The 21,762-nt window shown below is 69.9% G+C and carries 22 protein-coding genes; 6 read left to right on the top strand and 16 right to left on the bottom strand.

Annotated features, from left to right (window positions below):
- The first annotated feature begins 46 nt into the window (after window positions 1-46).
- Window positions 47-817 carry an IclR family transcriptional regulator domain-containing protein gene (locus AMETH_RS06890; RefSeq protein ID WP_017987329.1) on the top strand — a complete coding sequence of 257 codons (771 nt, stop codon included), beginning with the start codon at window positions 47-49 and terminating at the stop codon, window positions 815-817.
- Here AMETH_RS06890 and AMETH_RS06885 read toward each other — a convergent pair.
- Genes AMETH_RS06885 through dctA form a run of 4 tightly spaced genes read right to left on the bottom strand, consistent with a single transcriptional unit; the run spans window position 814 to window position 4,296 of the window.
- Window positions 814-1,680 carry an amidohydrolase family protein gene (locus AMETH_RS06885; RefSeq protein ID WP_017987328.1) on the bottom strand — a complete coding sequence of 289 codons (867 nt, stop codon included), beginning with the start codon at window positions 1,678-1,680 and terminating at the stop codon, window positions 814-816. The two genes, AMETH_RS06890 and AMETH_RS06885, sit on opposite strands and share 4 nt — an antisense overlap.
- Window positions 1,680-2,480, bottom strand: a complete 801-nt coding sequence (locus AMETH_RS06880; RefSeq protein WP_017987327.1) for an SDR family NAD(P)-dependent oxidoreductase — start codon at window positions 2,478-2,480, stop codon at window positions 1,680-1,682. Before AMETH_RS06880 ends, AMETH_RS06885 begins: the two co-directional genes overlap by 1 nt.
- On the bottom strand, window positions 2,477-2,980 hold the full coding sequence (locus AMETH_RS06875) for a carboxymuconolactone decarboxylase family protein (protein ID WP_017987326.1): 504 nt from the start codon (window positions 2,978-2,980) through the stop codon (window positions 2,477-2,479). The genes AMETH_RS06880 and AMETH_RS06875 overlap by 4 nt, the downstream gene beginning before the upstream one ends.
- 11 nt (window positions 2,981-2,991) lie before the next feature.
- A complete protein-coding gene (gene dctA / locus AMETH_RS06870) occupies window positions 2,992-4,296 on the bottom strand; it encodes a C4-dicarboxylate transporter DctA (protein WP_017987325.1) in 1,305 nt (434 codons plus the stop codon).
- Window positions 4,297-4,455: 159 nt separating this feature from the next.
- Between dctA and AMETH_RS06865 the strand changes: the two genes are divergently transcribed.
- Window positions 4,456-5,889: a serine hydrolase domain-containing protein gene (locus AMETH_RS06865; protein ID WP_017987324.1), complete on the top strand. Its 1,434-nt coding sequence runs from the start codon at window positions 4,456-4,458 to the stop codon at window positions 5,887-5,889.
- Here AMETH_RS06865 and ehuA read toward each other — a convergent pair.
- The 5 genes from ehuA to AMETH_RS06840 form a co-directional block, all read right to left on the bottom strand.
- The gene (gene ehuA / locus AMETH_RS06860; RefSeq protein WP_017987323.1) at window positions 5,828-6,592 is read right to left on the bottom strand and encodes an ectoine/hydroxyectoine ABC transporter ATP-binding protein EhuA; all 765 of its coding nucleotides are present in this window, start codon (window positions 6,590-6,592) and stop codon (window positions 5,828-5,830) included. The two genes, AMETH_RS06865 and ehuA, sit on opposite strands and share 62 nt — an antisense overlap.
- A gap of 1 nt (window position 6,593) precedes the next feature.
- On the bottom strand, window positions 6,594-7,250 hold the full coding sequence (gene ehuD, locus AMETH_RS06855) for an ectoine/hydroxyectoine ABC transporter permease subunit EhuD (protein ID WP_026153881.1): 657 nt from the start codon (window positions 7,248-7,250) through the stop codon (window positions 6,594-6,596).
- A complete protein-coding gene (gene ehuC, locus AMETH_RS06850; RefSeq protein ID WP_017987321.1) occupies window positions 7,247-7,954 on the bottom strand; it encodes an ectoine/hydroxyectoine ABC transporter permease subunit EhuC in 708 nt (235 codons plus the stop codon). The genes ehuD and ehuC overlap by 4 nt, the downstream gene beginning before the upstream one ends.
- A gap of 22 nt (window positions 7,955-7,976) precedes the next feature.
- The gene (gene ehuB / locus AMETH_RS06845) at window positions 7,977-8,870 is read right to left on the bottom strand and encodes an ectoine/hydroxyectoine ABC transporter substrate-binding protein EhuB (protein WP_026153880.1); all 894 of its coding nucleotides are present in this window, start codon (window positions 8,868-8,870) and stop codon (window positions 7,977-7,979) included.
- Between the two features lie 154 nt (window positions 8,871-9,024).
- Window positions 9,025-11,046, bottom strand: a complete 2,022-nt coding sequence (locus AMETH_RS06840; protein WP_017987319.1) for a protein meaA — start codon at window positions 11,044-11,046, stop codon at window positions 9,025-9,027.
- A gap of 126 nt (window positions 11,047-11,172) precedes the next feature.
- Here AMETH_RS06840 and AMETH_RS06835 point away from each other — a divergent pair, with 126 nt between their 5' ends.
- Entirely contained in the window at window positions 11,173-11,802 is a 630-nt protein-coding gene (locus tag AMETH_RS06835) for a LysE family translocator (protein ID WP_017987318.1), read from the top strand.
- Window position 11,803: 1 nt separating this feature from the next.
- Here AMETH_RS06835 and AMETH_RS06830 read toward each other — a convergent pair whose 3' ends face one another.
- Entirely contained in the window at window positions 11,804-12,373 is a 570-nt protein-coding gene (locus AMETH_RS06830; protein WP_017987317.1) for a Uma2 family endonuclease, read from the bottom strand.
- 71 nt (window positions 12,374-12,444) lie between these two features.
- Window positions 12,445-13,719, bottom strand: coding sequence for a UDP-N-acetylglucosamine 1-carboxyvinyltransferase (gene murA, locus AMETH_RS06825; RefSeq protein ID WP_026153877.1), 1,275 nt, complete (start codon window positions 13,717-13,719; stop codon window positions 12,445-12,447).
- A 153-nt stretch (window positions 13,720-13,872) separates the two neighbouring features.
- On the opposite strand from murA, the gene AMETH_RS06820 reads away from it, so the two are divergent.
- The 3 genes from AMETH_RS06820 (at window position 13,873) to AMETH_RS06810 (ending at window position 16,554) form a co-directional block, all read left to right on the top strand.
- Window positions 13,873-15,378 carry an insulinase family protein gene (locus tag AMETH_RS06820; RefSeq protein ID WP_017987315.1) on the top strand — a complete coding sequence of 502 codons (1,506 nt, stop codon included), beginning with the start codon at window positions 13,873-13,875 and terminating at the stop codon, window positions 15,376-15,378.
- A gap of 10 nt (window positions 15,379-15,388) precedes the next feature.
- A complete protein-coding gene (locus tag AMETH_RS06815) occupies window positions 15,389-15,961 on the top strand; it encodes a cob(I)yrinic acid a,c-diamide adenosyltransferase (protein ID WP_017987314.1) in 573 nt (190 codons plus the stop codon).
- Between the two features lie 143 nt (window positions 15,962-16,104).
- A complete protein-coding gene (locus AMETH_RS06810) occupies window positions 16,105-16,554 on the top strand; it encodes a protein-tyrosine phosphatase family protein (RefSeq protein ID WP_017987313.1) in 450 nt (149 codons plus the stop codon).
- 190 nt (window positions 16,555-16,744) lie between these two features.
- Here AMETH_RS06810 and AMETH_RS06805 read toward each other — a convergent pair whose 3' ends face one another.
- The 5 genes from AMETH_RS06805 to atpA all read right to left on the bottom strand — a co-directional run bounded on the left by AMETH_RS06805 (window position 16,745) and on the right by atpA (window position 21,714).
- The gene (locus tag AMETH_RS06805; protein ID WP_017987312.1) at window positions 16,745-17,179 is read right to left on the bottom strand and encodes a DUF2550 domain-containing protein; all 435 of its coding nucleotides are present in this window, start codon (window positions 17,177-17,179) and stop codon (window positions 16,745-16,747) included.
- Window positions 17,180-17,203: 24 nt separating this feature from the next.
- The gene (locus AMETH_RS06800) at window positions 17,204-17,569 is read right to left on the bottom strand and encodes a F0F1 ATP synthase subunit epsilon (RefSeq protein ID WP_026153876.1); all 366 of its coding nucleotides are present in this window, start codon (window positions 17,567-17,569) and stop codon (window positions 17,204-17,206) included.
- A 114-nt stretch (window positions 17,570-17,683) separates the two neighbouring features.
- The gene (gene atpD, locus AMETH_RS06795; protein WP_017987310.1) at window positions 17,684-19,108 is read right to left on the bottom strand and encodes a F0F1 ATP synthase subunit beta; all 1,425 of its coding nucleotides are present in this window, start codon (window positions 19,106-19,108) and stop codon (window positions 17,684-17,686) included.
- On the bottom strand, window positions 19,109-20,062 hold the full coding sequence (locus tag AMETH_RS06790; RefSeq protein ID WP_026153875.1) for a F0F1 ATP synthase subunit gamma: 954 nt from the start codon (window positions 20,060-20,062) through the stop codon (window positions 19,109-19,111).
- Window positions 20,063-20,070: 8 nt separating this feature from the next.
- Window positions 20,071-21,714: a F0F1 ATP synthase subunit alpha gene (atpA, locus tag AMETH_RS06785; RefSeq protein ID WP_017987308.1), complete on the bottom strand. Its 1,644-nt coding sequence runs from the start codon at window positions 21,712-21,714 to the stop codon at window positions 20,071-20,073.
- Window positions 21,715-21,762: the final 48 nt, after the last annotated feature.

Genomic DNA, 21,762 nt, shown 5'->3' with positions numbered 1-21,762 from the left:
GCGCTCGGGTACCGTTTCGGGCAGGCGACCACGGCGAGGAGCGGCAGTGTCGAGAGAGGACCCCGACGTCATCGACTCGGTGGAGAAGGCCTTCCGGCTGCTGCAGACCTTTTCCGCGGAACGGCCGGCGATGACGGTGAGCGAGGCGGCCGCGGCCACCGGGTTCACCCGCGCCACCGCGCGCCGCATCCTGCTGACACTGGAACGCCTCGGGTTCGCCGAGGTGGACGACCGCCGCTTCCGCCTCACCGCGGGCGTCCTGCGGCTCGGCTACGGCTACCTGGCCGCGCTGCCGTTCTGGGAGCACGCCCAGCCGCACATGCGCGCGCTGGCCGACGAGCTGCGGGAATCCTGCTCGATGGCCACTTTGGACGGTCCGGAGATCGTCTACGTGGCCCGGGTTCCGGCGTCGCGCTCGATGTCCATCACGCTCAACGTCGGTTCGCGCCTGCCCGCCTACCCCACGTCGATGGGCCGCGTGCTGCTCGCCGCGCTGCCATCCGCCGAGCTGGAGTCTTATCTGGACACCGTGGAACTGCGGAAGCTCACACCCAACACCATCACCGACCCCGCCGAGCTGCGGGCGGAACTGGCCCGGGTCGCCGAGCGCGGGTACGCCGTGGTGGACGGCGAGCGCGAGGAAGGCGTCCGCTCGGCCGCCGCGCCCGTGCGTGGCGGGGGCGGGCGGGCGCTGGCCGCGCTCAACGTGTCGGTCAACGCGGCCCGCGTCTCGCTGGACGAACTCACCGACCGGTTCGTGCCGCGCCTGCTGGACACCGCCGCGGCCATCACCCGCGACATCGAGGGTCTGCACTAGTCCTCCGCGAAGAAGCAACGCGCCGGGTTCGTGACGAGCAGCGCCTCCGGGTCCGGGGTGATCTCTGCGATCAGGTCGGCCAGGTCGCCGTCGTTGGGCACGAAACCGTGCGTGTTCGGGTGCGGGAAGTCGGTGCCCCACACCACCCGCTCCGGCGCCTCGGCGGCCAGCAACCGCGCCAGCTCCACGGAATCGGCCATGCTGGGCGGCGCGGTCGCGATCCGGTCGGCGCCGCTCAGCTTCACCCACACCGAACCACTCTCCAGCAACCGCAACAGCGACCGCACGGCGGCACTGTCCAGCCCCTGCCGCAGGTCGACGCGGGCCATGTGGTCGATCACCACCTGCACGCCGAGCGATCGCACCAGGTCCGCGTGCTCGGCGATGCCGTCACCCGCGACGTGCAGGGCGATGTGCCAGCCGTACGGCCGGATCAGGGCGAGGATCGCGTCGATCTCCTCCTGCGACGGCGCCGGCCCGAGGTGCGGTGTGAAGTGCAGCCGGGCGCCGCGCACGCCGGCCTCGTGCAGGCGCTCCACCTCGGCCTTCGGCGTGGTCGGCCGGATCAACGCGACTCCGCGGTACCGGCCGCCACCGGTTTCCAGCGCGTCGAGCAGCGCCGAGTGGTCGGCGCCGTGGCAGGCGGACTGCACGATGACCGCGCGCTCGAAGCCGAGCAGCCGGTGCAGCGCCTGCAGGTCCTCTTTGGGCGCCTCGGGCGGGGTGAACGTGCGGTCCGGCGCGTACGGGAACTTCGCGATGGGCCCGAAGATATGGCAGTGCGCGTCGCAAGCGTTTGCGGGCAACGGTATCGCGGGCGCGTGCGGGTTCGGGTCCGGGCCGGGGTTGCGGGGATCGGTCATCAGTCACACCTCGCGGTCATGCCGCCGTCGACGACGATTTCGGTACCGGTGACGAACCGGGCTTCGTCGGAGGCCAGGTACAACGCCGCGTACGCGGTGTCGCGGCCGTCGCCGGCGAAGCCGAGCGGGATGCGCGCCTGCCGCTGGGCGAGCAGCGCGTCCACGTCCCCGCCCGCCCGCTGCCCGGCCAGGCGTGCCTCGACCATCGGCGTGTGCAGCTGTCCCGGCACCACGGTGTTGACGCGGATGCCGTCCGGCGCGTGCTGCACCGCGATCACCTTGGACAGCTGGATCACGCCCGCCTTCGCCGACGCGTAACCGGCCTGCGCCGAGCCGGTCCAGCGGGTGCCGGACGTGGACGCGGTGTTGACGATCGCCCCGCCGCCCTGGGCCTTCATCACCGGGATGACGTGCTTGCAGGTCAGGAACACGCTCGTCAGGTTGTAGTCCAGCTGGGCGGACCAGTCCTGTTCGGACAGTTCGACCGGTCCGCCCTTGCGCGAGCCGCCGACGTTGTTGACCAGGACGTCGACGTGGCCGAACTCCGCCCGGCACGCCTCGACCATCGCCGCCACGGCCGCGCTGTCGGTGACGTCGCACAGGTGCGTTCGGATCGTGCCGCCCTCGGATTCGACCGTGGCGACGGTCTCCGCCAGCGCCTCGGCCCTGAGGTCCACGGAGAACACCTTCGCACCTTCGCGGGCGAAGAGCACGGCGGCGGCCCGGCCGTTGCCCCAGCCGGGGCCGACGCTGCCGGCGCCGGTGACGATCGCGACCTTGCCGGCCAGGCGCCCCGTCACGACCCGACCTCCAGCGCCACCAGGAACCGGGACACCAGGTTGTAGGCGCCGATCGTCACGGTCAGCTCGACGATCTCGCGGGCGTCGAAATGCTCGCGCAGGGTCGCGAACAGCTCGTCCGGCACCCGGATCCGCCTGGTCATCGCGTCGGTGTAGTCGAGGACGGCGCGCTGCCGACCGTCCAGGACGTTCCGGTCGCCGCCTTCGCGCAGGGCGGCGATCTGCTCGACCGTCATGCCCTCCTCCTTGGCGACCGGCTCGTGGGCCGCCCATTCGTACTCGGCGCCGTTCAGCTCGGCGACGCGCAGCACCGCCAGCTCACGCAGGTCCCCGGGCAGCGTGCCCTGCCCGCGGATGGCGCCCAGCAGGCTGTTCCAGCCATCGGCGAACGGCGGGCTGTGCAGCAGCATGCCGTCCAGCGGGGTCAGGCGCCCCCCTCGGCGCGCGCGGATCCGGTCGGCGACCTCGCTGCCCGTCTCCACGTAGTCCAGCCTGGCCATGTGTTTCCCTTCTAGTTCACTGCGACGGTCGCGGGGACGGGCTCGTGCCCGTCGAGGACGCGGCGCGCCCGGTCGCGGTCGAAGACGCCCTCCCAGCGGCTGACGACGATGCTGCCGAGCATCTGGCCGCACAGGCTGACGAGACCGCGCATGGTGGAGAGGAACCGGTCGATGCCGAGGACCAGCATGATCCCGGCGACCGGGACGACGCCCGTGGTGGACAGGGTCGCGGCGAGGATGACGAACCCGGCGCCCGCCACGCCCGCGCTGCCCTTCGAGGTGATCATGAAGACGGCGAGCAGGCCGACCTGCTGCCAGATCGTCAGGTTCACGTCGAAGGCCTGCGCGATGTAGAGCGAGGCGAAGCCCAGGTACAGGCACACGCCGTCGCCGTTGAAGGCGTACCCGGACGGCACCACGAGGCCGACGATCCGCTTCGGGCAGCCGAGGTGCTCCAGCTTGCGCATCAGCTGCGGCATCACGACCTCGTAGTTCGCGGTGCCGAGCGTAATGAGCAGCTCGTCCTTGAAGTACCGGTACAGCTTGAGGATCCGGATACCGCACAGCCGTGCGACGGCCCCGAACACGACGAGGCAGAACACGATCCCGGTGCCCCAGAAGAGGAGGACGACGCCACCGAGGCTGGCCAGGGTGGCGGCCCCGAACTTGCCCGTCGTGTAGGCCATCGCGGCGAACGCGCCGACCGGCGCCAGGTACATGACGAGCTTGACGATCCCGAACACCACTTCGCCGATCCGCTCGATGCCGCGGATCACCGGCGCGCCGCGTTCGCCCAGCGCCTTGACCGCGATCGCGAACAGGATCGAGACGAGAAGGACCTGCAGGACGTTGCCGCCGGTGAAGGCACTGACGACCGTGTCCGGGATGATGTTGATCAGGAAGTCGTACCAGTGCTGGGATTCGCCGGTCTGCGCGTACTGCTGCGCGGTGCCGGACAGGTGCAGCGCGGCCGGGTCGGCGTGGATGCCGGCGCCCGGGTTGAACAGGTCCATCACGATCAGCCCCACGATGAGCGCGATCGTGGTCAGGACCTCGAAGTAGACCAGTGCCTTGACCCCGATGCGGCCGACGCTGGTCAGCTCGCCCGCCGAGGCGATCCCGGTGACGATCGTGCAGAACACCACCGGGGCGATGAGCATCTGGATCAGCTCGATGAACCCGGTGCCCACGGGTTGCAGCGCGGCGCCCACACCCGGCGCGACGAAGCCGAGGGCCGCGCCGAGGACGATCGCCACCAGCACGGTGACGTAGAGCTTGGTGGTGAAGGCGGTGCGCAAGAACGATCCGGCGGACATCTTCGTCTCCCTTGTGTTCGTCTGACGTACAGTTGCACGTCTGACGAACACGAGTATGCGAGACGACACCCGGGCGGGTCAACCCATGACGAAAGTCGGTTCCCTTCCCTGCCGTCCGTGTCCTGTGCGGACACCCGCCCGGTTCCTACCTTGGCTCTCGTGAAACGCGTGTGCGCGGCGATGGCCGCGATCGTCGCCCTGATCCCCGGTACGGCGACAGCAGAACAACTAGCGGATCCGTCCTCGATCGACTCCTACGTCGCCGAATTCGCCGAGACGGCCGGGTACCCCGGGGTCGCGCTGGCGATCACCGAGGACACCGACGTCGTGCACCTGCACGGCTACGGCACCGCGACGGCGACGACCCCGATGCCGATCGCGTCGGTGTCGAAGGCCTTCACCGCGCTGGCCGTGGTGCAGCTGGCCGAGAGCGGCAGGCGCGGCCTGGACGTCCCGGTCGCCACCTACTTACCGGAGTTCCGCCTCGCCGACCCGCGCGGCGGCGCGATCACCGTGCGGCACCTGCTCAACCAGACCTCCGGGATCACCGACGGAACCCTGCCGGGGAAGAGCCTCCCGCAGCCGGACGACCTGGCCGGCGCCGTGCAGCGCGCCCGCCAGGCGGCGCTGGCGAGCGATCCCGGCGCCGAGTACCGCTACACCAGCACCAACTTCCACCTCGCGGCGCGGCTCGTCGAGGTCGTCAGCGGCCAGGCCTTCGGCGACTACCTGCGGCAGCACGTCTTCGAACCGGCGGGGATGCGCTCGACGACCGCCATCACGCGGACGCCCCGCGACCTGCCCGCCACCGTCCACCGCGGACACGTCTACGCCTACGGGCTCACCCCCGCGGCGTCCGAACCGGACCGGTTCGTCGCAGGCTCGGACGGGGTGATCACCACCGCCGAGGACATGGCCCGCTGGCTCGCCGTCCAGCGCACCGGGGGCGGCCTCGTGTCCGCGGCGGGCCTCGCGCTCATGCACACCGCCGCGCGCGAGAACTACGCCACGGGCTGGCAGACCGACGACCAGCGCCGGGTGAGCCACACCGGGATCTGGTTCACCTACACCGCGGGCGCGCTGATGCTGCCCGACGGATACGGCATCGCGGTCATGGTCGACAGCGGCGTCTCGCTCGGCAACGAGGGGACCACTCAGCTCACCGAGGGCATCGCCGCGATCCTGCACGGTCAGCAGCCGCCGGCCCCGTCCTCGACGCGGCTGCTGGTCGACCTCGTCCTGGCCGCGCTGGCGCTGCTCACCGTCGGCATCGGGATCCGCACCGCGCTCCGCACCCGCCGGTGGGCGGCACGGGCCACCCGGTGGCGGGTCGTCCGCGGACTGTGGCCCCGGGTGATCCCGATCGTCGCGCTCGTGGCGCTGGCAGACCTGGCGGGCGGCCTGTTCGGCGGGCGCGACGCCACCTGGTTGCAGACCGCGTACTTCTCCCCCGCGCTGGTGATCTGGCTCGCGCTGTGGAGCGCGACGGAACTCGCCGTGATCGCCGCCAGGACCGCCGCGCTGGTCCGGCTCACCCGCGGTCGAGCACCGCTTGCAGGAACTCCCGTGTCCGTCGGTGGTCCGGGTCGGTGAACAGCTTCTCCGGCGGCGCGTCCTCGACGATCTGCCCATGGTCGAACATCAGCACGCGGTCCGACACGTCCCGCGCGAACTGCATTTCGTGCGTCACGCAGAGGAACGTGATGTCCGTGGTCGACGCGATCTCCTTCAGCACCTTCAGTACGCCGGCCACCAGCTCGGGGTCGAGCGCCGAGGTCACCTCGTCCAGCAGCAGCACCTCGGGCCGCATCGCCAGCGCGCGGGCGATCGCCACCCGCTGCTGCTGGCCACCGGACAGCTGAGAGGGGTGAGCGTCGGCCTTCTCGCTCAGCCCGACCATCTCCAGCAGCTCCCGTCCGCGCTGCTCGGCCTCCTCGCGGGTCAGGCCGAGCGCGCGGATCGGGGCCTCGGTGACGTTCTGCAGCACCTTCATGTTCGGGAACAGGTTGAACTGCTGGAACACCATCCCGATCCGCCTGCGCATGCGCCGCTGGTGCTTCTCCCCCGCCGGCACCATCCGGCCGCCCTTGTCGACGTGCGACAGGCATTCGCCGCCGACGAAGATGCGCCCCGCGTTCACCTGCTCCAGCGTCATCAGAAGCCGCAGGATCGTCGTCTTGCCCGAACCGCTCGGCCCGATCAACGTGACGAACTCCCCGGGCTGCACCGAGAAGTCCAGCTCCCGCAACACCACGTGGTCGCCGAACCTCTTCACGACCTCCTCGAACCGGATCATCTCAGAGCTGTCCGACACGGCTTTCCAACCTTCGCACCAGGATCGACGACGGGTAACTGATCAGCAGGAACAGGATGCCCGCGAGGGTGTAGGGCTCGATCACCTGGAAGGTCTCGGCCCCCTGCTCCTTGGCCCGGTTGAGCACGTCGAGCACCCCGATGCTGATCAACAGCGGGGTTTCCTTGAACATCGAGATCATGTAGTTGCCCAGCGCGGGCACCACCCGCGGCACCGCCTGCGGCAGGATGATCCCCGTCCACACCCGGCCGCGCGGCAGGCTCAGCGCCCTCGCGGCCTCCCACTGTCCTTTCGGGACGGCCTCGATCCCCGCGCGGTACACCTCGGAGGTGTAGGTGGCGTAGTGGATCCCGAGCGCGATCACGCCGGTCACGAACGCCGACGGGGTGATGCCCAGTGCCGGCCACAACAGGTAGAAGACGATGAACACCTGGATGAGCAGCGGAGTGCTGCGCACCACCTCGATGAATAGGTACATCAGCTGGCTCAGCACCGGGATCCGGGCCCGCCGCACCAGCGCGAACACCAGGCCCAGCACGTAGGCCACCGCGGAGCCGAGCACGGTCAGCTCGAGGGTGACCAGCAAACCCTCCAGCAGCAGCGGGACGGATTCCCAGAAGTAGTCCCAGTTCCAGTTCATCCGGGCGCCCCCGCCCTGGCCCACGCGCGCTCACGCTTGGGCGGCTCACGCCCGAGCCGCCGCGCCAGCACGCGTTCCAGCGCCCGCATGATCATCGTGATCACAACGGCGATCGCCAGGTAGCACAACAGCTCGACGCCGTAGATCAACACGAGCTGGCTGCCGTACACCGGCCGCAGCAGCTCGCCTTTCTCGGTGATCTCCCCGGCCGAGATGAAGTACAGCAGGGCCGTGCTCTTCATCAACTGGATGAACAGGTTGTTGAACGGCGGCAGCATCTCCACCACCGCCTGCGGCAGGATCACCCGGAACATGCGCTGCGCCGGGCTGAACGACAGCGCCACGGCGCCTTCCCGTTGCGCCCGCGGTACGGACTGCACGGCGCCGCGCACGATCTCCGCGCCGTAGGCGCCGTGATTCAGCCCGAGCACGATGATGCCTGCGAACAACGGAACGAGCTTGAACCCGACCAGCGCGGGCAGGACGAAGAACAGCCAGAACAGCTGCACGACCTCCGACGTCCCGCGGAACCCTTCGACGTAGACGCGGCTGACGAACCGGACCGTCCGGGACCGCGACAGCATCGCGAGCCCGGCGATCAGTGCCAGGACGATCGTCAGCGCGATACCGCCGACCGTCGCGTACACCGTCGTGCCGAGTCCACTGAGGATGGTCGAGATGATGTTGGATGTCGAGTCCGACACGACGCGTCCCCGGGCTCGAGCGTCAGGCCGCGCAGAGCTTGTCGGTCGTCAGGTCGGCCTTGGGCAGGTTGCTCTGGTCGAACCCGAACGGCGTCACGATGCGCAGCCACTCACCGTTGTCGTGCAAGGTCTTCAGCTGCTGGTTGAACGCGTCCCGCAGCGAGGTGTCGTCCTTGCGGAAGACGAACCCGCCCGCGGTCTGCACCGGCTGGCCGTTCTCGGTCGGCTGGAAGCCGGGCGTCACCTCGACCCCGGCGTTCGGGTTCTGCTTCACCAGCCACTTCAGCGAGATGTCGGTGAGCGCGGCGCAGTACACGCGGCCCGCGGTCACCGCGCGCAACATGTTGTCCTGCGTGTCCAGGGTTTCGATCTGGTCCTCGGAAACCCCGGCCCCGGTGGCGAAGCCCTTCTCCACCGCGGCGGAGAGCACCGCGACCTTGACCTTCTTGGCGGCGACGTCGGCGAGGGTGTTGACGCCCTGCGGATTGCCGCTGGGCACGAGCAGCGCGGTCAGCGCCGAGTAGTCCGGATCCGAGAACAAGGCCGCGTTGCAGCGCGTCGGCGTGATGTTCATGCCCGCCGCGACGATGTCGAACTGCTTCGCGTTCAGGGCGGGAATGAGCTGATCGAACGGCACCACGTTGGCCTGCACCGTGTCGATTCCGAGCGCCTTGCACACGGCACGGGCCACTTCCGGGGCTTCACCGGTCGTGTTCCCCGAGGTGTCGGCGAAACCGTAGGGCGCCTCGTTGGCGATTCCGATCCGGATCGTCTTGGCGCTCTTCGCCGAGTCGAGGGTGTTCCCGCTTTCGGTGCTCTGGCAGGCTGCCAACAATGTCGGCCCCGCCACCGCCGCTGCGCCGACGACCGCCGATCGCCGGAAGAAATCCCGTCGTGTCCACTGACCGTGCGTCATTTTCGTCGCACCCCTTATTCGGTTCCGCCGGTTCACCGAACGTAGGCGGTGCGTCCGATGGGGTCAAAAGAAGCAACGAGATCGCCACTCGCTGTTATCGGAAAGAGATCAACGTTGCGTGTGGACGATGCGCACGGAAAGTGACAGAACTGGCTCAGTCCTGCGGCAACTCGTGGCGTTCCCGCACCACCGAAACGATTTCGTCCATGATCTCGGTCAGCTCGTAGTCCTTCGGCGTGAACACCCGGGCAATGCCGCGCTCGGTGAGCAGCCGCGCGTCCTCGGGCGGGATGATCCCGCCCACGATCACCGGGATGTCCCCCGCGCCCGCCGCCCGCAGACCGTCGACCACCTGCGGCACGACCTCGAGGTGCGAGCCGGACAGCACCGACAGGCCGACGACGTGCACGCCCTCCTGCACCGCGGCGGCCACGATCTGCTCCGGGGTGAGCCGGATGCCCTGGTAGATGACCTCGAACCCGACGTCGCGGGCCCGCACGGCGACCTGCTCGGCGCCGTTGGAGTGCCCGTCCAGGCCGGGCTTGCCGACCAGGATCCGGAGCTTCTCGCCCAGCTCCTCGCCGGTCGCCCGCACGCGGTCGCGCACCCGGGACAGCTCGGCGGCATCGCCCGACATCGCCGCCGCCGACACACCGGTCGGCGCCCGGTACTCGCCGAACTCCTCGCGCAGCGTGCCGGCCCACTCCCCGGTGGTCACACCGGCCGCCGCGCACGCGAGCGTGGCGTCGAACAGGTTCTCCGACGTCTTCGCCACCTCGCGCAGCCGCGCCAGCGCCGCGTCGACCGCGGCCTGGTCGCGCTGCTGGCGCCACTCCTCCAGCGCCGCGACGGCCTGCTTCTCCACCGCCGGGTCGACGGTTTCGATCGCCTTCGCGCCCTCGGCCTGCAGCGGGCTCGGCTCAGTAGTGTCGAACTTGTTGACCCCGACGATGACGCGCCCGCCGGACTCCACGTCGCGCCGGTACTCGGCCAGCGAGGCCACCAGCTGCGACTTCATGTAACCGCTTTCCACCGCGGCCACCGCGCCGCCGAGATCCTGCACCTGCTCGATCTCCGCGCGCGCCCCCGCCACGATCTCATCCACTTTGGACTCGATGACGTGCGAGCCTGCGAAGATGTCCTCGTACTCCAGCAGGTCCGTCTCGTAGGCCAGCACCTGCTGCATGCGCAGCGCCCACTGCTGGTCCCACGGCCGCGGCAGGCCGAGCGCCTCGTTCCAGGCAGGCAGCTGGATCGCGCGGGCACGGGCGTCCCGCGACAGGGCGACGCCGAGCATCTCCAGCACGATCCGCTGGACGTTGTTCTCCGGCTGCGCCTCGGTCAGCCCGAGCGAGTTGACCTGCACGCCGTAGCGGAGGCGGCGCGCCTTCGGGTCCTCAACGCCGTACCGCTCGCGCGTGATCTCGTCCCAGAGCCGGGTGAACGCGCGCATCTTGCACATCTCTTCGACGAACCGGACCCCTGCGTTGACGAAGAACGAGATGCGGCCGACGACCTTGGCCATGTCGGTGGGCTCGACCTGGCCGGAGTCACGCACGGCGTCGAGCACCGCGATCGCGGTGGACAGGGCGTAGGCGACCTCCTGCGTCGGGGTCGCGCCCGCCTCCTGCAGGTGGTAGCTGCAGATGTTGATCGGGTTCCACTTGGGGATGTGGTGCACCGTCCAGGCGATCACGTCGGTGATCAGGCGCAGGCTCGGCGCGGGCGGGAAGATGTAGGTCCCGCGGGACAGGTACTCCTTGATGATGTCGTTCTGCGTGGTGCCGGTGAGCTTGGCGAGCACCTCGTCGCGGTCGCGGCCCTCGGCGTCGGCCTGCTCCTGGGCGACGGTGACGTAGAGCGCGAGCAGCCACATGGCCGGCGCGTTGATCGTCATCGACGTGTTGGCCTCGGCCAGCGGGATGCCGGTGAACAGGCGGCGCATGTCGCCGATGTGCGAGATGGGGACGCCGACCTTGCCGACCTCGCCCTTGGCCAGCGGGTGGTCCGGGTCGTAGCCGGTCTGCGTCGGCAGGTCGAAGGCCACCGACAGGCCGGTCTGGCCCTTGGCGAGGTTGCGCCGGTACAGCTCGTTGGAGGCCGCCGCCGACGAATGGCCCGCGTAGGTGCGCATGACCCAGGGGCGGTCCCGCTCGCGATCCGTGGGGTAGGGCATCGGTGCACCTCCAGATGAACGACACACAGAGCGTACTCGTCGGTAACTTCGCGCGCAGCCCCGCAAGGACGCATCTCACTGGGTGCGAAATCAGCCTGACCCCATCATGACTGCCGAGTTAGCCTCGTGGGTGTGACGTGGAGCCTGTACGCGAGTTACCTGGTGTTCGCCCTGCTGATCGCGGTGGTGCCGGGTCCGGACACGATGGTCGTGCTGAAGAACGCGCTGGCCGGCGGCGCGCGGGGCGGGTTGTTCACCTGCTCCGGCATCGCGCTGGGCAACCTGGTGCAGGCCACCGCGGTCGGGCTCGGGCTGGGCACGCTGATCGTGCAGGTGCGGCCGCTGTTCGAGACCGTGCGGTGGGCCGGGGTCGCCTACCTGTGCTGGCTGGGGTTCCAGGCGCTGCGCGGTGCGTGGCGCGGGAACTACGAGGCGCTGGACGAGTTGGACCGGCGCCGGGCGAGCGGGCTGCGGCGGTTCCGTGAGGGGTTCCTGTCGAACATCACCAACCCGAAGGTGATGGCGTTCTACCTGTCGGTGCTGCCGCAGTTCCTCGACCCGGCGACGACCGGTGCGGGCGAGGCGCTGCTGCTGGCCTACACGGTGCTGGTGGTCGGCACGGCGTGGCAGCTGACGCTGCTGTTCCTGGTCCACTGGGCGAAGGGCTGGCTGAACCGGCGACGCGTCCGCCGCGCGATGGACGCCGTGACGGGCACCGCGCTGATCGGCTTCGGCGTCGGCCTGGCGGCGGAGTGAGTCAGAGCAGCGCGGCGAGGTCGATCGTCACGGGGAACGGGTCGTGGAGGCTGACCTTGCCGGTGTCCACACCCGCCGAGGCGTAGACGCACGTGGTGGGATCGAGGCGGTAGCGGAAGAGCGCGATCTCCCCCCGGTCAAGGCCCTCGACACGCCAGAAGTGGGGAATCCGGGCCCGCGCGTACTCGGCCGGCTTGTCCGTCTGATCCGCCGTTACGGACCCGGGCGACATCACCTCGATGGCCAAGAGGCAGTGCTGCGGCCGGAGCACCGCGTCTTCGTCGAGCGAGGCGTCGTACACGACGAGATCCGGCCTCCGGTTGAGCAACGGCACGTCACGCAGGCGAAGGTCGACGTCGGTCGCCACTGCCCAGTCGTCCGGCGCGGCTTCCTCGAGAGCGTTGGCGAAACGACGGGCGGCGATCTGATGCGCCCTACGGGGGGCCGGATTCACGACAATGGCTCCATCGACGATTTCCAGACTGCGGCACACTTCCTCCGGAAGGGCTTCGTAGTCTGCCGCCGTCAAGCCATCGGGCGGGAGCACCATCCACTCGGGTAGCGCCGTCATCCGACCCCCAAACCGTGAGTTCCTGGTTCGAGGCTACTTGACTTCCAACACGGTTGAAAGTAAAGGCGCGGTCAGCAGCGCTCCGCCGCGCCGACGACCCGCTCCACCCGCGCGCCCAGCCGGTTCAGGTTCTCGACGAAGTACGGGTACCCGCGGTCGATGTGGAACACGTCCCAGATCTCGGTGACCCCGTCGGCGCACAGGCCGGCCAGCACCAGGCCGGCGCCCGCGCGGATGTCGGACGCCCAGACCGGCGCGGAGGACAGCCGCTCGACCCCGCGGACCACCGCGTGGTGGCCGTCGGTGCGGGCGTCGGCGCCCAGCCGCACCATCTCCTCGATGAACCGGAACCGCGCCTCGTACACGTTCTCCGTGATCATCGACGTGCCCTCGGACACCGCGGACAACGCGACGGCGAACGGCTGCAGGTCCGTGGCGAACCCCGGGTAGGGCAGCGTCACGAAGTCGACCGCCTTGGGCCGGTCGTGCTGCACCACCCGGAACCCGCTCTCGCCGAACGTCGTGATCTCGGCGCCGGCCATCCGCAGCTTCTCCAGCACCAGGTCCAGGTGGTGCGGGTTGACGCCCTTCACCGTCAGGTCGCCGCGCGTCATCGCGGCCGCGAAGGCCCACGTCGCGCCCACGATCCGGTCGCCGATCACGCGGTGCTCGGTCGGGTGCAGCTCGGTCACACCGTGCACGGTCAGCGTCGACGTCCCGGCGCCCTCGATCTTCGCGCCCATCTGGTTCAGCATCACGCAGATGTCGACGATCTCCGGCTCGCGCGCGGCGTTGTCGATCACCGTCGTGCCCTCGGCCAGCACCGCGGCCATCAGGATGTTCTCGGTCGCGCCGACGCTCGGGAAGTCCAGCCAGATCTGGGCGCCCTTGAGGTGGTCGGCGGTGGCGACGACGCAGCCGTGCTCGATGGTGCTCGTCGCGCCGAGCGCACGCAGCCCGTTCTGGTGCATGTCCAGCGGCCGGGACCCGATCGCGTCACCGCCCGGCAACGCGACCACCGCCTGCTTCAGACGGCCGACCAGCGGGCCGAGCACGCACACGGACGCACGCAGCTTGCCCATCGCGGGCGAGTCGGCCCGGTGCGACAGCTCGGCTGGGGTCGTGATCTTCGCGGTGTCGCCGTCCAGGACCACCTCGCACCCGACGCTGCGCAGCACGTCCGCCATCAGCGGGACGTCCAGGATCTGCGGGCAGTTGGTGATGGTGGTGGTGCCCTCGGCGAGGAGTGCGGCCGCCATCAGCTTCAGAACACTGTTCTTGGCTCCGACGACCTCGACCTCGCCCACCAGCCGCGCACCACCGTGCACGTCGAAGTGCTCGCTCATGGCCGTCATCATGCCTTCCGGTTCAGGCACCCGGACGGAGGGGCGGGACATAACAGAGGGCGACGGAGTTCGCACTATCGTGTGAAACACTGTGCTCCCTCGCGGCGATAACGCGCCCGTGCGTCCCACTCGACTGGGGGAACCTTGAGCGAAATGTTGACCCCGCCCGCGCCTCCGTCCCTGCCCGAGGTGCACCGGGCCGAGATCGACGGCGTGCCGGTCTTCTGGACCGACCAGCCGGGCAGGCTCAGCGCGAGCCTGTTGTTCGGGGTCGGTCTGGCGCACGAGTCGTTCCTGCAGACCGGGATCACGCACCTCGTCGAGCACCTGGCGATGCGGCGCGTGCGCACGAGCCGCTACGAGAACAACGCCTCGACCGAGGTCCTGCACACCAGTTTCGACGTCACCAGCACCCCGGAGACCGTCGCGGAGCACCTGCGGCGCGTGTGCGAGTCGCTGGCGGACCTCGACACCGGGCCGCTGCGGCTGGAGCGCGGCGTGCTGCTCGCCGAGGAGCGCGGCAACGACGGCCCGGGCGTGACCGCGTGGCTGCCGTCGGCGCTGTGGTTCGGCAACCGGGCGTTCGGCCTGACCGGCAACGTCCAGCTCGCCGCCGTCCACGCCGGCCCCGAGCAGGCCCGCGAGTGGTGCGCGCGCTGGTTCCACTGTGGCAACGCCTCGCTCGTGCTGTCCGGCCCTCCCCCGGCCGGCCTGAAGCTCCCGCTGCCCGCGGGCCCACCGCGGCAGCCGGTGACCGCCGAGCCGTTCGACCTGCCCACCCCGGCCCAGACGAGCATCCCCAACGGCGTCGTGGGCTGCGCGCTGGTCGAGTGGACCGCGGAGATCGCCTGCGCGGCCGGCATCCTCATCCACCGCCTCACCGACCGCCTGCAGCACCTCGAGGGCCTGGTCTACGACATCGCCTTCGACCACCAGATGGTGGACGCACGCCGGGCCGTCCTCGGGTTCGGCACCGACGTGCCGGACAAGCAGGCCGCCCGGGTCGTCGACGCGATCCGCACCGAACTGGCCGAGCTGGGCCGCAGCGGGCCGACGGAGGAGGAACTGGCCGTCGACCGGGCCGGGCTCGCCGAGGAGGTCGCCGAGCGGGATTTCGCGGTCTACCGGGCGTTCGACGCGGCGATGAGCGAGCTGACCGGCTGGCCCTCGGCGGCCGAGCACCAGCAGCGCGTGCTGGCCGGGCTCGACCCGGCCGCGGTCGCGGCGGCGGCCCGTGAGCTGGCCGGAGGGCTCGTGCTGTGCGCGCCCGAGCGGCACGTCCCGCGGGACCTGCCGGAACTGCCCGGCAGCCCGCTGCCCGCGCCACCGGGCCGGGAGATGAAGCGGGCGCTGGTCGGTTCGACCGCGCCCCGCGGCTACCGGCTCGTGGTCGGCGAGGAGGGCCTGTCCACCTACTTCGGGCAGAACCCGTCACCGGCGGCCGTCGTGCGGTTCGACGACCTCGCCGGGGTCGGCATCGAGCACACCGACGGTCAGCTGCCGATCCTGCACCTGTTCGGCACCCATGGTGGGGCGATCACCGTGCGCCCCGGCGACTGGCGCGGCGGCCGGGCGCTGGTGCGGGACCTGCGGGCGCGAATCGATTCCGCGGTGTGTTTCGAAGCGCCGGAGGCCATGCGGCTGTTCGAGCAGTCGTAAGGTGCTCGGTATGCCGGTACGGATCAACCGCGTGTACACCAGGGTCGGCGACAACGGGACGACCGCGCTCGGCGACGGCTCGCGCGTGCCGAAGACCGACCCGCGGCTGGCCGCCTACGCCGACGTCGACGAGACGAACTCGGTGGTCGGGCTGGCGCTCGCGATGGGCGGTCTCGACGAGGAGATCGCGGTGGTGCTGCGCCGCGTGCAGAACGACCTGTTCGACGTCGGCGCGGACCTGTGTTCGCCGGTGGTGCCCGATCCGGAGTTCCCCCCGCTGCGCATCACCGAGGCCTACATCGAGCGGCTCGAAGGCTGGTGCGACGAGTTCAACGAGCGCCTGCCGAAGCTGACGTCGTTCATCCTGCCCGGCGGCACCCCGGGGGCCGCGTTCCTGCATCAGGCGCGCACGGTGAGCCGGCGGGCCGAGCGGGCCGGGTGGGCGCTGGTGGAGGCGGACGCGGACCGCACGAACGTGCTGGCCGTGAAGTACCTGAACCGGCTCTCCGACCTGCTCTTCATCCTGGCCCGCCTGGCCAACCCGGACGGCGACGTGCTGTGGAAGCCCGGCGGGGAGGCCTGACGGTCCACCCAGGGCGAGCGCGTGTGTCCGCCACCAGCACGTCGACGCTCCGGAAAGCCGCGGAGATACCTGCCGGACCCCACTCCGGCAAGCATGCGGTCATCCTCATACCCGCCACCAGCACGGCGACCTAGGTTCGTCCCATGACCGACGACGCACCACCGCTGCCGGGAAGCATCCGGCTGCCGGACGGCTCCTGGATTCGCGGGCGCGGCCTGCGCCGCCCCCAGCCCACTGGCCCGGCGCCTCAGTTCGGCCTCTACCTGGGCTCCGCGCGGCTGCGCCGCGACCACGACGCCAGTCTGGGGTGGCCGCACACCTGGCTGGACTGGCCCGACTTCCGGCTGCCCCGCGACCAGGACGCCGCCGTCCGGGAGATCCGCGCCCTGCACGAGCGGGCGCGCGCCGCCGAAGCGGTCGAAGTCGCCTGTGCCGGCGGGGTCGGGCGGACCGGCACGGTCATCGCCTGCCTCGCCGTTCTGGCCGGCGTAGACCCCGCTGAAGCCGTCTCCTGGACGCGGCGGCACCACCACCCCCGGCCGGTCGAAACGCCGGGGCAGCGCCGCTGGGTACGCCGGTTCACGCGGGACTAGGTTGGGGCTGGCTGTGGCGGGCGAGCCGCCCTCGGCGACTCTCGTCACCCGGGCCGCGCACCAGTATGCGGGCGGTGCCGCTACGTGCCGGGATGGTGGTCGGGCGGATCGGACCTGGCCACCCGCTACGCCGGACTCACTATGGCCGCCATCATCCTCCGGCTCCGATGACGTGCCAGACGGGACTAGATCAGGACGCGCGCGGCACCTGGCGGCCCGGCGGAGCGGACTCCAGCCAGGACAGGAACCCGGTCAGCGCGTCCGGGCCCATCGCGATCTCGATGGGCTCCTGGAGCGCCGACTCGCAGCGCAGGACCGTCGCGTCCGAGGGCACCGCGTACGCCTCGGTGCCGACGGGGTCGCGGCGGTCCGCGATCATCAACGTTTCACGTTCGAACACCCGGTCCGGGCCGGTGCGCAAGCTCCACACCCGGTACCAGGCGAACACCTCACCCTCGTAGCGCCCCAGACCCAGGTGCCAGCCCGCACGGGCGTTGTCCGGGTCCCAGCGCAACGCGACGCTCACGCCGCCCTGACGCCGCATCCGCCCCCAGCGGAAGCTGTACCAGAACGCGACGACGGCAAGACCGAGCAGGACGACCAGGACAACGACGGTGATTTCCACGGCCGGCTCCTGCTCGTCGCCGGGTCAGACCGACTGGCCGGCCGCGCGGAGACGAGCGGTTGCTCTGGCCCGCTCGGCCTCGTCCTCGCCACCGAGCGCGGAGCGGGCGGCCTCGACGTCGATCTCGTCGGCGAGCTCCGCCGACTCGGCGAGGATGCTCACCCGCTCGGCGGTCACAGACAGGAAGCCACCGTGGACCGCGGCGCGGACGGTCTCACCGTCCGTAGTCGTCACCTTGACGACGCCACCCTCGACCAGCTGACCGAGTACCGGCTCGTGGCCCGGCATCAGGCCGATCTCACCCTCAGTGGTCTGTGCGACCACGAACGTCGCCTGACCGGACCAGAGACGGCGTTCGACGGCGACAAGCTCGACGGTCATCTCAGCCACGTGGTTCTCCTTCGTTCCCGCGCCGATGAGCGCAGTCTAATAGGTTCGCGACCGGTTACGACAACGGCGGGGTGAGAGTCCTTAAAGGACACCCGCCCCGCCGTCGTCCCGACATCACTTGCCGGTGAGTTCCTTGTACTTCTTCTCGAGGTCCTCGAGGCCACCGATGCCCAGGAACGCCTGCTCCGGGTAGTGGTCGAACTCACCCTTGCTGATCTTGTCGAACGCCTCGACGGTCTCCGCGCGCGGCACGGTCGAGCCCGGCTGGCCGGTGAACTGCTCGGCGACGAGCATGTTCTGCGACAGGAACCGCTCGATGCGGCGGGCCCGCTGCACGGTCAGCTTGTCCTCTTCGGACAGCTCGTCCATACCGAGGATCGCGATGATGTCCTGCAGCTCCTTGTACTTCTGCAGGATCCGGATGACCTCGGAGGCCACCCGGTAGTGGTCCTCACCGACGATCGCCGGGTCGAGGATCGTGGACGTGGAGGCCAGCGGGTCCACGGCCGGGAAGATGCCCTTCTGGAACACCGACCGGGAAAGCTCGGTGGTGGCGTCCAGGTGGGCGAACGTGGTGGCCGGGGCCGGGTCGGTGTAGTCGTCCGCAGGCACGTAGATCGCCTGCATCGAGGTGATCGAACGACCCTTGGTCGAGGTGATCCGCTCCTGCAGCTCACCCATCTCGTCGGCCAGCGTCGGCTGGTAACCCACGGCCGAGGGCATGCGGCCCAGCAGCGTCGACACCTCGGAACCTGCCTGGGTGAACCGGAAGATGTTGTCGATGAACAGCAGCACGTCCTGGTTCTTGACGTCGCGGAAGTACTCCGCCATCGTCAGCGCGGACAGCGCGACCCGCATACGGGTGCCCGGCGGCTCGTCCATCTGGCCGAAGACGAGCGCGGTGTCGTTGATGACGCCGTCCTCGCTCATCTCCAGGAACAGGTCGGTGCCCTCACGGGTGCGCTCGCCGACACCGGCGAACACCGAGGTGCCACCGAAGTTCCGGGCGACACGGGTGATCATTTCCTTGATCAGAACCGTCTTGCCGACGCCGGCGCCGCCGAACAGGCCGATCTTGCCACCCTGCACGTACGGGGTGAGCAGGTCGATGACCTTGAGGCCGGTCTCCAGCATCTCGGTCTTGCCCTCGAGCTGGTCGAAGGCGGGCGGCTTGCGGTGGATGCTCCAGCGCTCCAGGTCCGCGCCGTAGCCCGGCTGGTCGAGGCAGTCGCCCAGCGCGTTGTAGACGTGGCCCTTGACCTCGTCGCCGACCGGCACCGAGATCGGGGCGCCGGTGTCGATCACCTCGGCGCCGCGGACGAGACCGTCCTGCGGGGCCAGCGAGATCGTGCGGACGAGGTTGTCGCCGAGGTGCTGCGCGACCTCGAGGGTGATCGTCTTGCGCAGCTGCTCGAACTCGACCTCGACCTTCAGCGCGTTGAACAGCTCGGGCACGGCGCCGCGCGGGAACTCCACGTCGACGACCGGGCCGGTCACCGAGACGATCCGGCCCTTGGTCCGGGTTTCAGTGGTGGTCATCTACTCATCACTTCCTACAGCGGCGAGCGCATCGGCCCCACCGACGATTTCGCTGATCTCCTGCGTGATCTGGGCCTGCCGCGCCTGGTTCGCCAGCCGGGTGTAGGTCTCCACCAGCTCGCTGGCGTTGTCCGACGCCGACTTCATGGCGGTGCGCCGGGCGGCCAGCTCGGAAGCGGCCGACTCGAGCAGAGCCGAAAAGATCCGCGTGTTGATGTACTTCGGCAGCAGGGCCGACAGCAGCCGGTCCGCGCTGGGCTCGAACTCGTACGCCGGGAGGATCTCGCCGGGCTGAGCGGTGCCCTCCGCGCCGTCTTCCACGTACTCGACCTCGAGGGGCGCCATCCGCTTGGCGACCGGGGTCTGGGTCAGCATCGACTTGAACTCGGTGTACACGATGTGCACCTCGTCCACGCCGAGGACGCCGTCCTCGCCCGGCCCGTCCGCGTCGTCGTCCGCGCCGGCGAGGAACGCCTTGGTCAGCGTCTCGCCCGCGGCGGCGGCGTTCTCGTAGCGCGGCTGGTCCGAGAAGCCGGTCCAGCTGTCGACGACCTCGCGGTTGCGGAACCGGTAGTAGTTCAGGCCCTTGCCGCCGATGACGTAGACCTGGGGCTCCTTGCCCTCCGAGCGCAGCAGCGAGAGCAGCTCCTCGGTGGCCCGCAGCACATTGGTGTTGTAACCACCGCACAGGCCCTTGTCACTGGTCACCACCAGCACGGCCGCCCGCTTCGGGTTGGGCCGCTCGACGAGGAACGGGTCGTCGAGGCTCGCGGCCCCGCCCGCCAGGGCGGAGAGCACCTTGGTGATCTCCTCGGCGTACGGGCGCGAAGCCTCGACGCGTGCCTGGGCACGGCCGATCCGCGAGGTGGCGATCAGTTCCATCGCCTTGGTGATCTTGCCGATCGATTTCGTCGCCCGGATCTTTGCCCGGAGCTCGCGAAGTTGCGCCATCAGCTATCCGGTCACTTCGTCGGGGCGGGCTTGTTGACCTTGACGGTCTCCTGCCCGACCTTGTCGGCGTCCATCGCCTCGGCCTCGGCCTCGTTCACGAGCTGCTCACCGGAAGAAGTGGTGAAGCCCTTCTTGAACTCGGCGGCCGCGGCGGCGACGCGCTCGGCGAGCTCGTCGGTCCACTTACCCTTGTCGCGGATCTCGGCGAGGATGTCGTCGTGCTTGTGGCGGATGTTCTCCAGCAGCTCGGTGTTGAAGCGAGCCACATCCTCCACCGGCACGTCATCGAAGTGCCCCTTGGTGCCGAGGTACACGGTGACGACCTGCTGCTCGACCGGGATCGGCGAGTACTGCGGCTGCTTGAGCACCTCGTACAGGCGGGCACCGCGGTCCAGCTGGGCGCGCGAGGTCGGGTCCAGGTCGGAGGCGAAGGCGGCGAACGCCTGCAGCTCCTGGTACTGGGACAGGTCGATCCGCAGCGAACCGGACACCGTCTTCATCGCCTTGATCTGCGCGTCACCACCGACCCGGGAGACCGAGGTGGTCACGTCGACCGCGGGGCGCTGACCCGAGTTGAACAGGTCGGACTGGAAGAAGCACTGACCGTCGGTGATCGAGATGACGTTGGTGGGGATGTAGGCCGAGATGTCGTTGGCCTTGGTCTCGATGACCGGCAGACCGGTCAGCGAGCCGCCACCCAGCTCGTCCGACAGCTTCGCGCAGCGCTCGAGCAGCCGGGAGTGCAAGTAGAAGACGTCGCCGGGGAACGCCTCGCGGCCCGGCGGGCGGCGCAGCAGCAGCGACAGGGCGCGGTAGGCGTCCGCCTGCTTGGACAGGTCGTCGAACACGATCAGGACGTGCTTGCCCTGGTACATCCAGTGCTGGCCGAGGGCCGAACCGGTGTAGGGGGCCAGCCACTTGAAGCCGGCGGAGTCCGACGCGGGGGCCGCGACGATGGTGGTGTACTCCAGCGCGCCCGCGTCCTCGAGGGACTTGCGGACACCGGCGATGGTGGAGCCCTTCTGGCCGACCGCGACGTAGATGCAGCGGACCTGCTTGCTCGGGTCGCCGGTCGCCCAGTTGGCCTTCTGGTTGATGATCGTGTCGACGCAGACCGCGGTCTTGCCGGTCTTGCGGTCGCCGATGATCAGCTGGCGCTGGCCGCGGCCGATCGGGGTCATCGCGTCGATCGCGGTGATGCCCGTCTGCAGCGGCTCGGACACCGGCTGGCGCTCCACGACCGAGGCGGCCTGCAGCTCGAGGGCGCGGCGGTCCTCGGCCGGGATGTCGCCGAGGCCGTCGATCGGCTTGCCGAGCGGGTCGATGACGCGGCCGAGGAAGCCCTCGCCGACCGGGATCGAGAGGATCTGGCCGGTCCGCTTGACCTCCTGACCCTCCTCGATCTGCTCGTAGTTGCCGAGGATGACGACACCGATCTGGCGCGGCTCCAGGTTCTGGGCCACGCCGAGGATCCCGCCGGGGAACTCCAGCAGCTCGTTGGCCATGGTCGAGGGCAGACCCTCGACGTGGGCAACGCCGTCGCCGGTGTCCACGACGACGCCGACCTCTTCCCGGTTGACTTCGGGTGAGTAACTCGAGACGTAGTTCTCGATCGCGCTACGGATCTCGTCCGAGGAGATCGTCAGCTCCGCCATGTCGTTCCCGCTCTCTCGTTCCTGCAGGTGTGCAAAGTCTTTGTGTGG

Origin of the sequence: Amycolatopsis methanolica 239, from assembly GCF_000739085.1 — a bacterium.
In the GTDB taxonomy this organism is placed as follows: domain Bacteria; phylum Actinomycetota; class Actinomycetes; order Mycobacteriales; family Pseudonocardiaceae; genus Amycolatopsis_E; species Amycolatopsis_E methanolica.
Note: the sequence above shows the minus strand (reverse complement) of the source record. Positions and strands in the feature narration are given on the sequence as shown.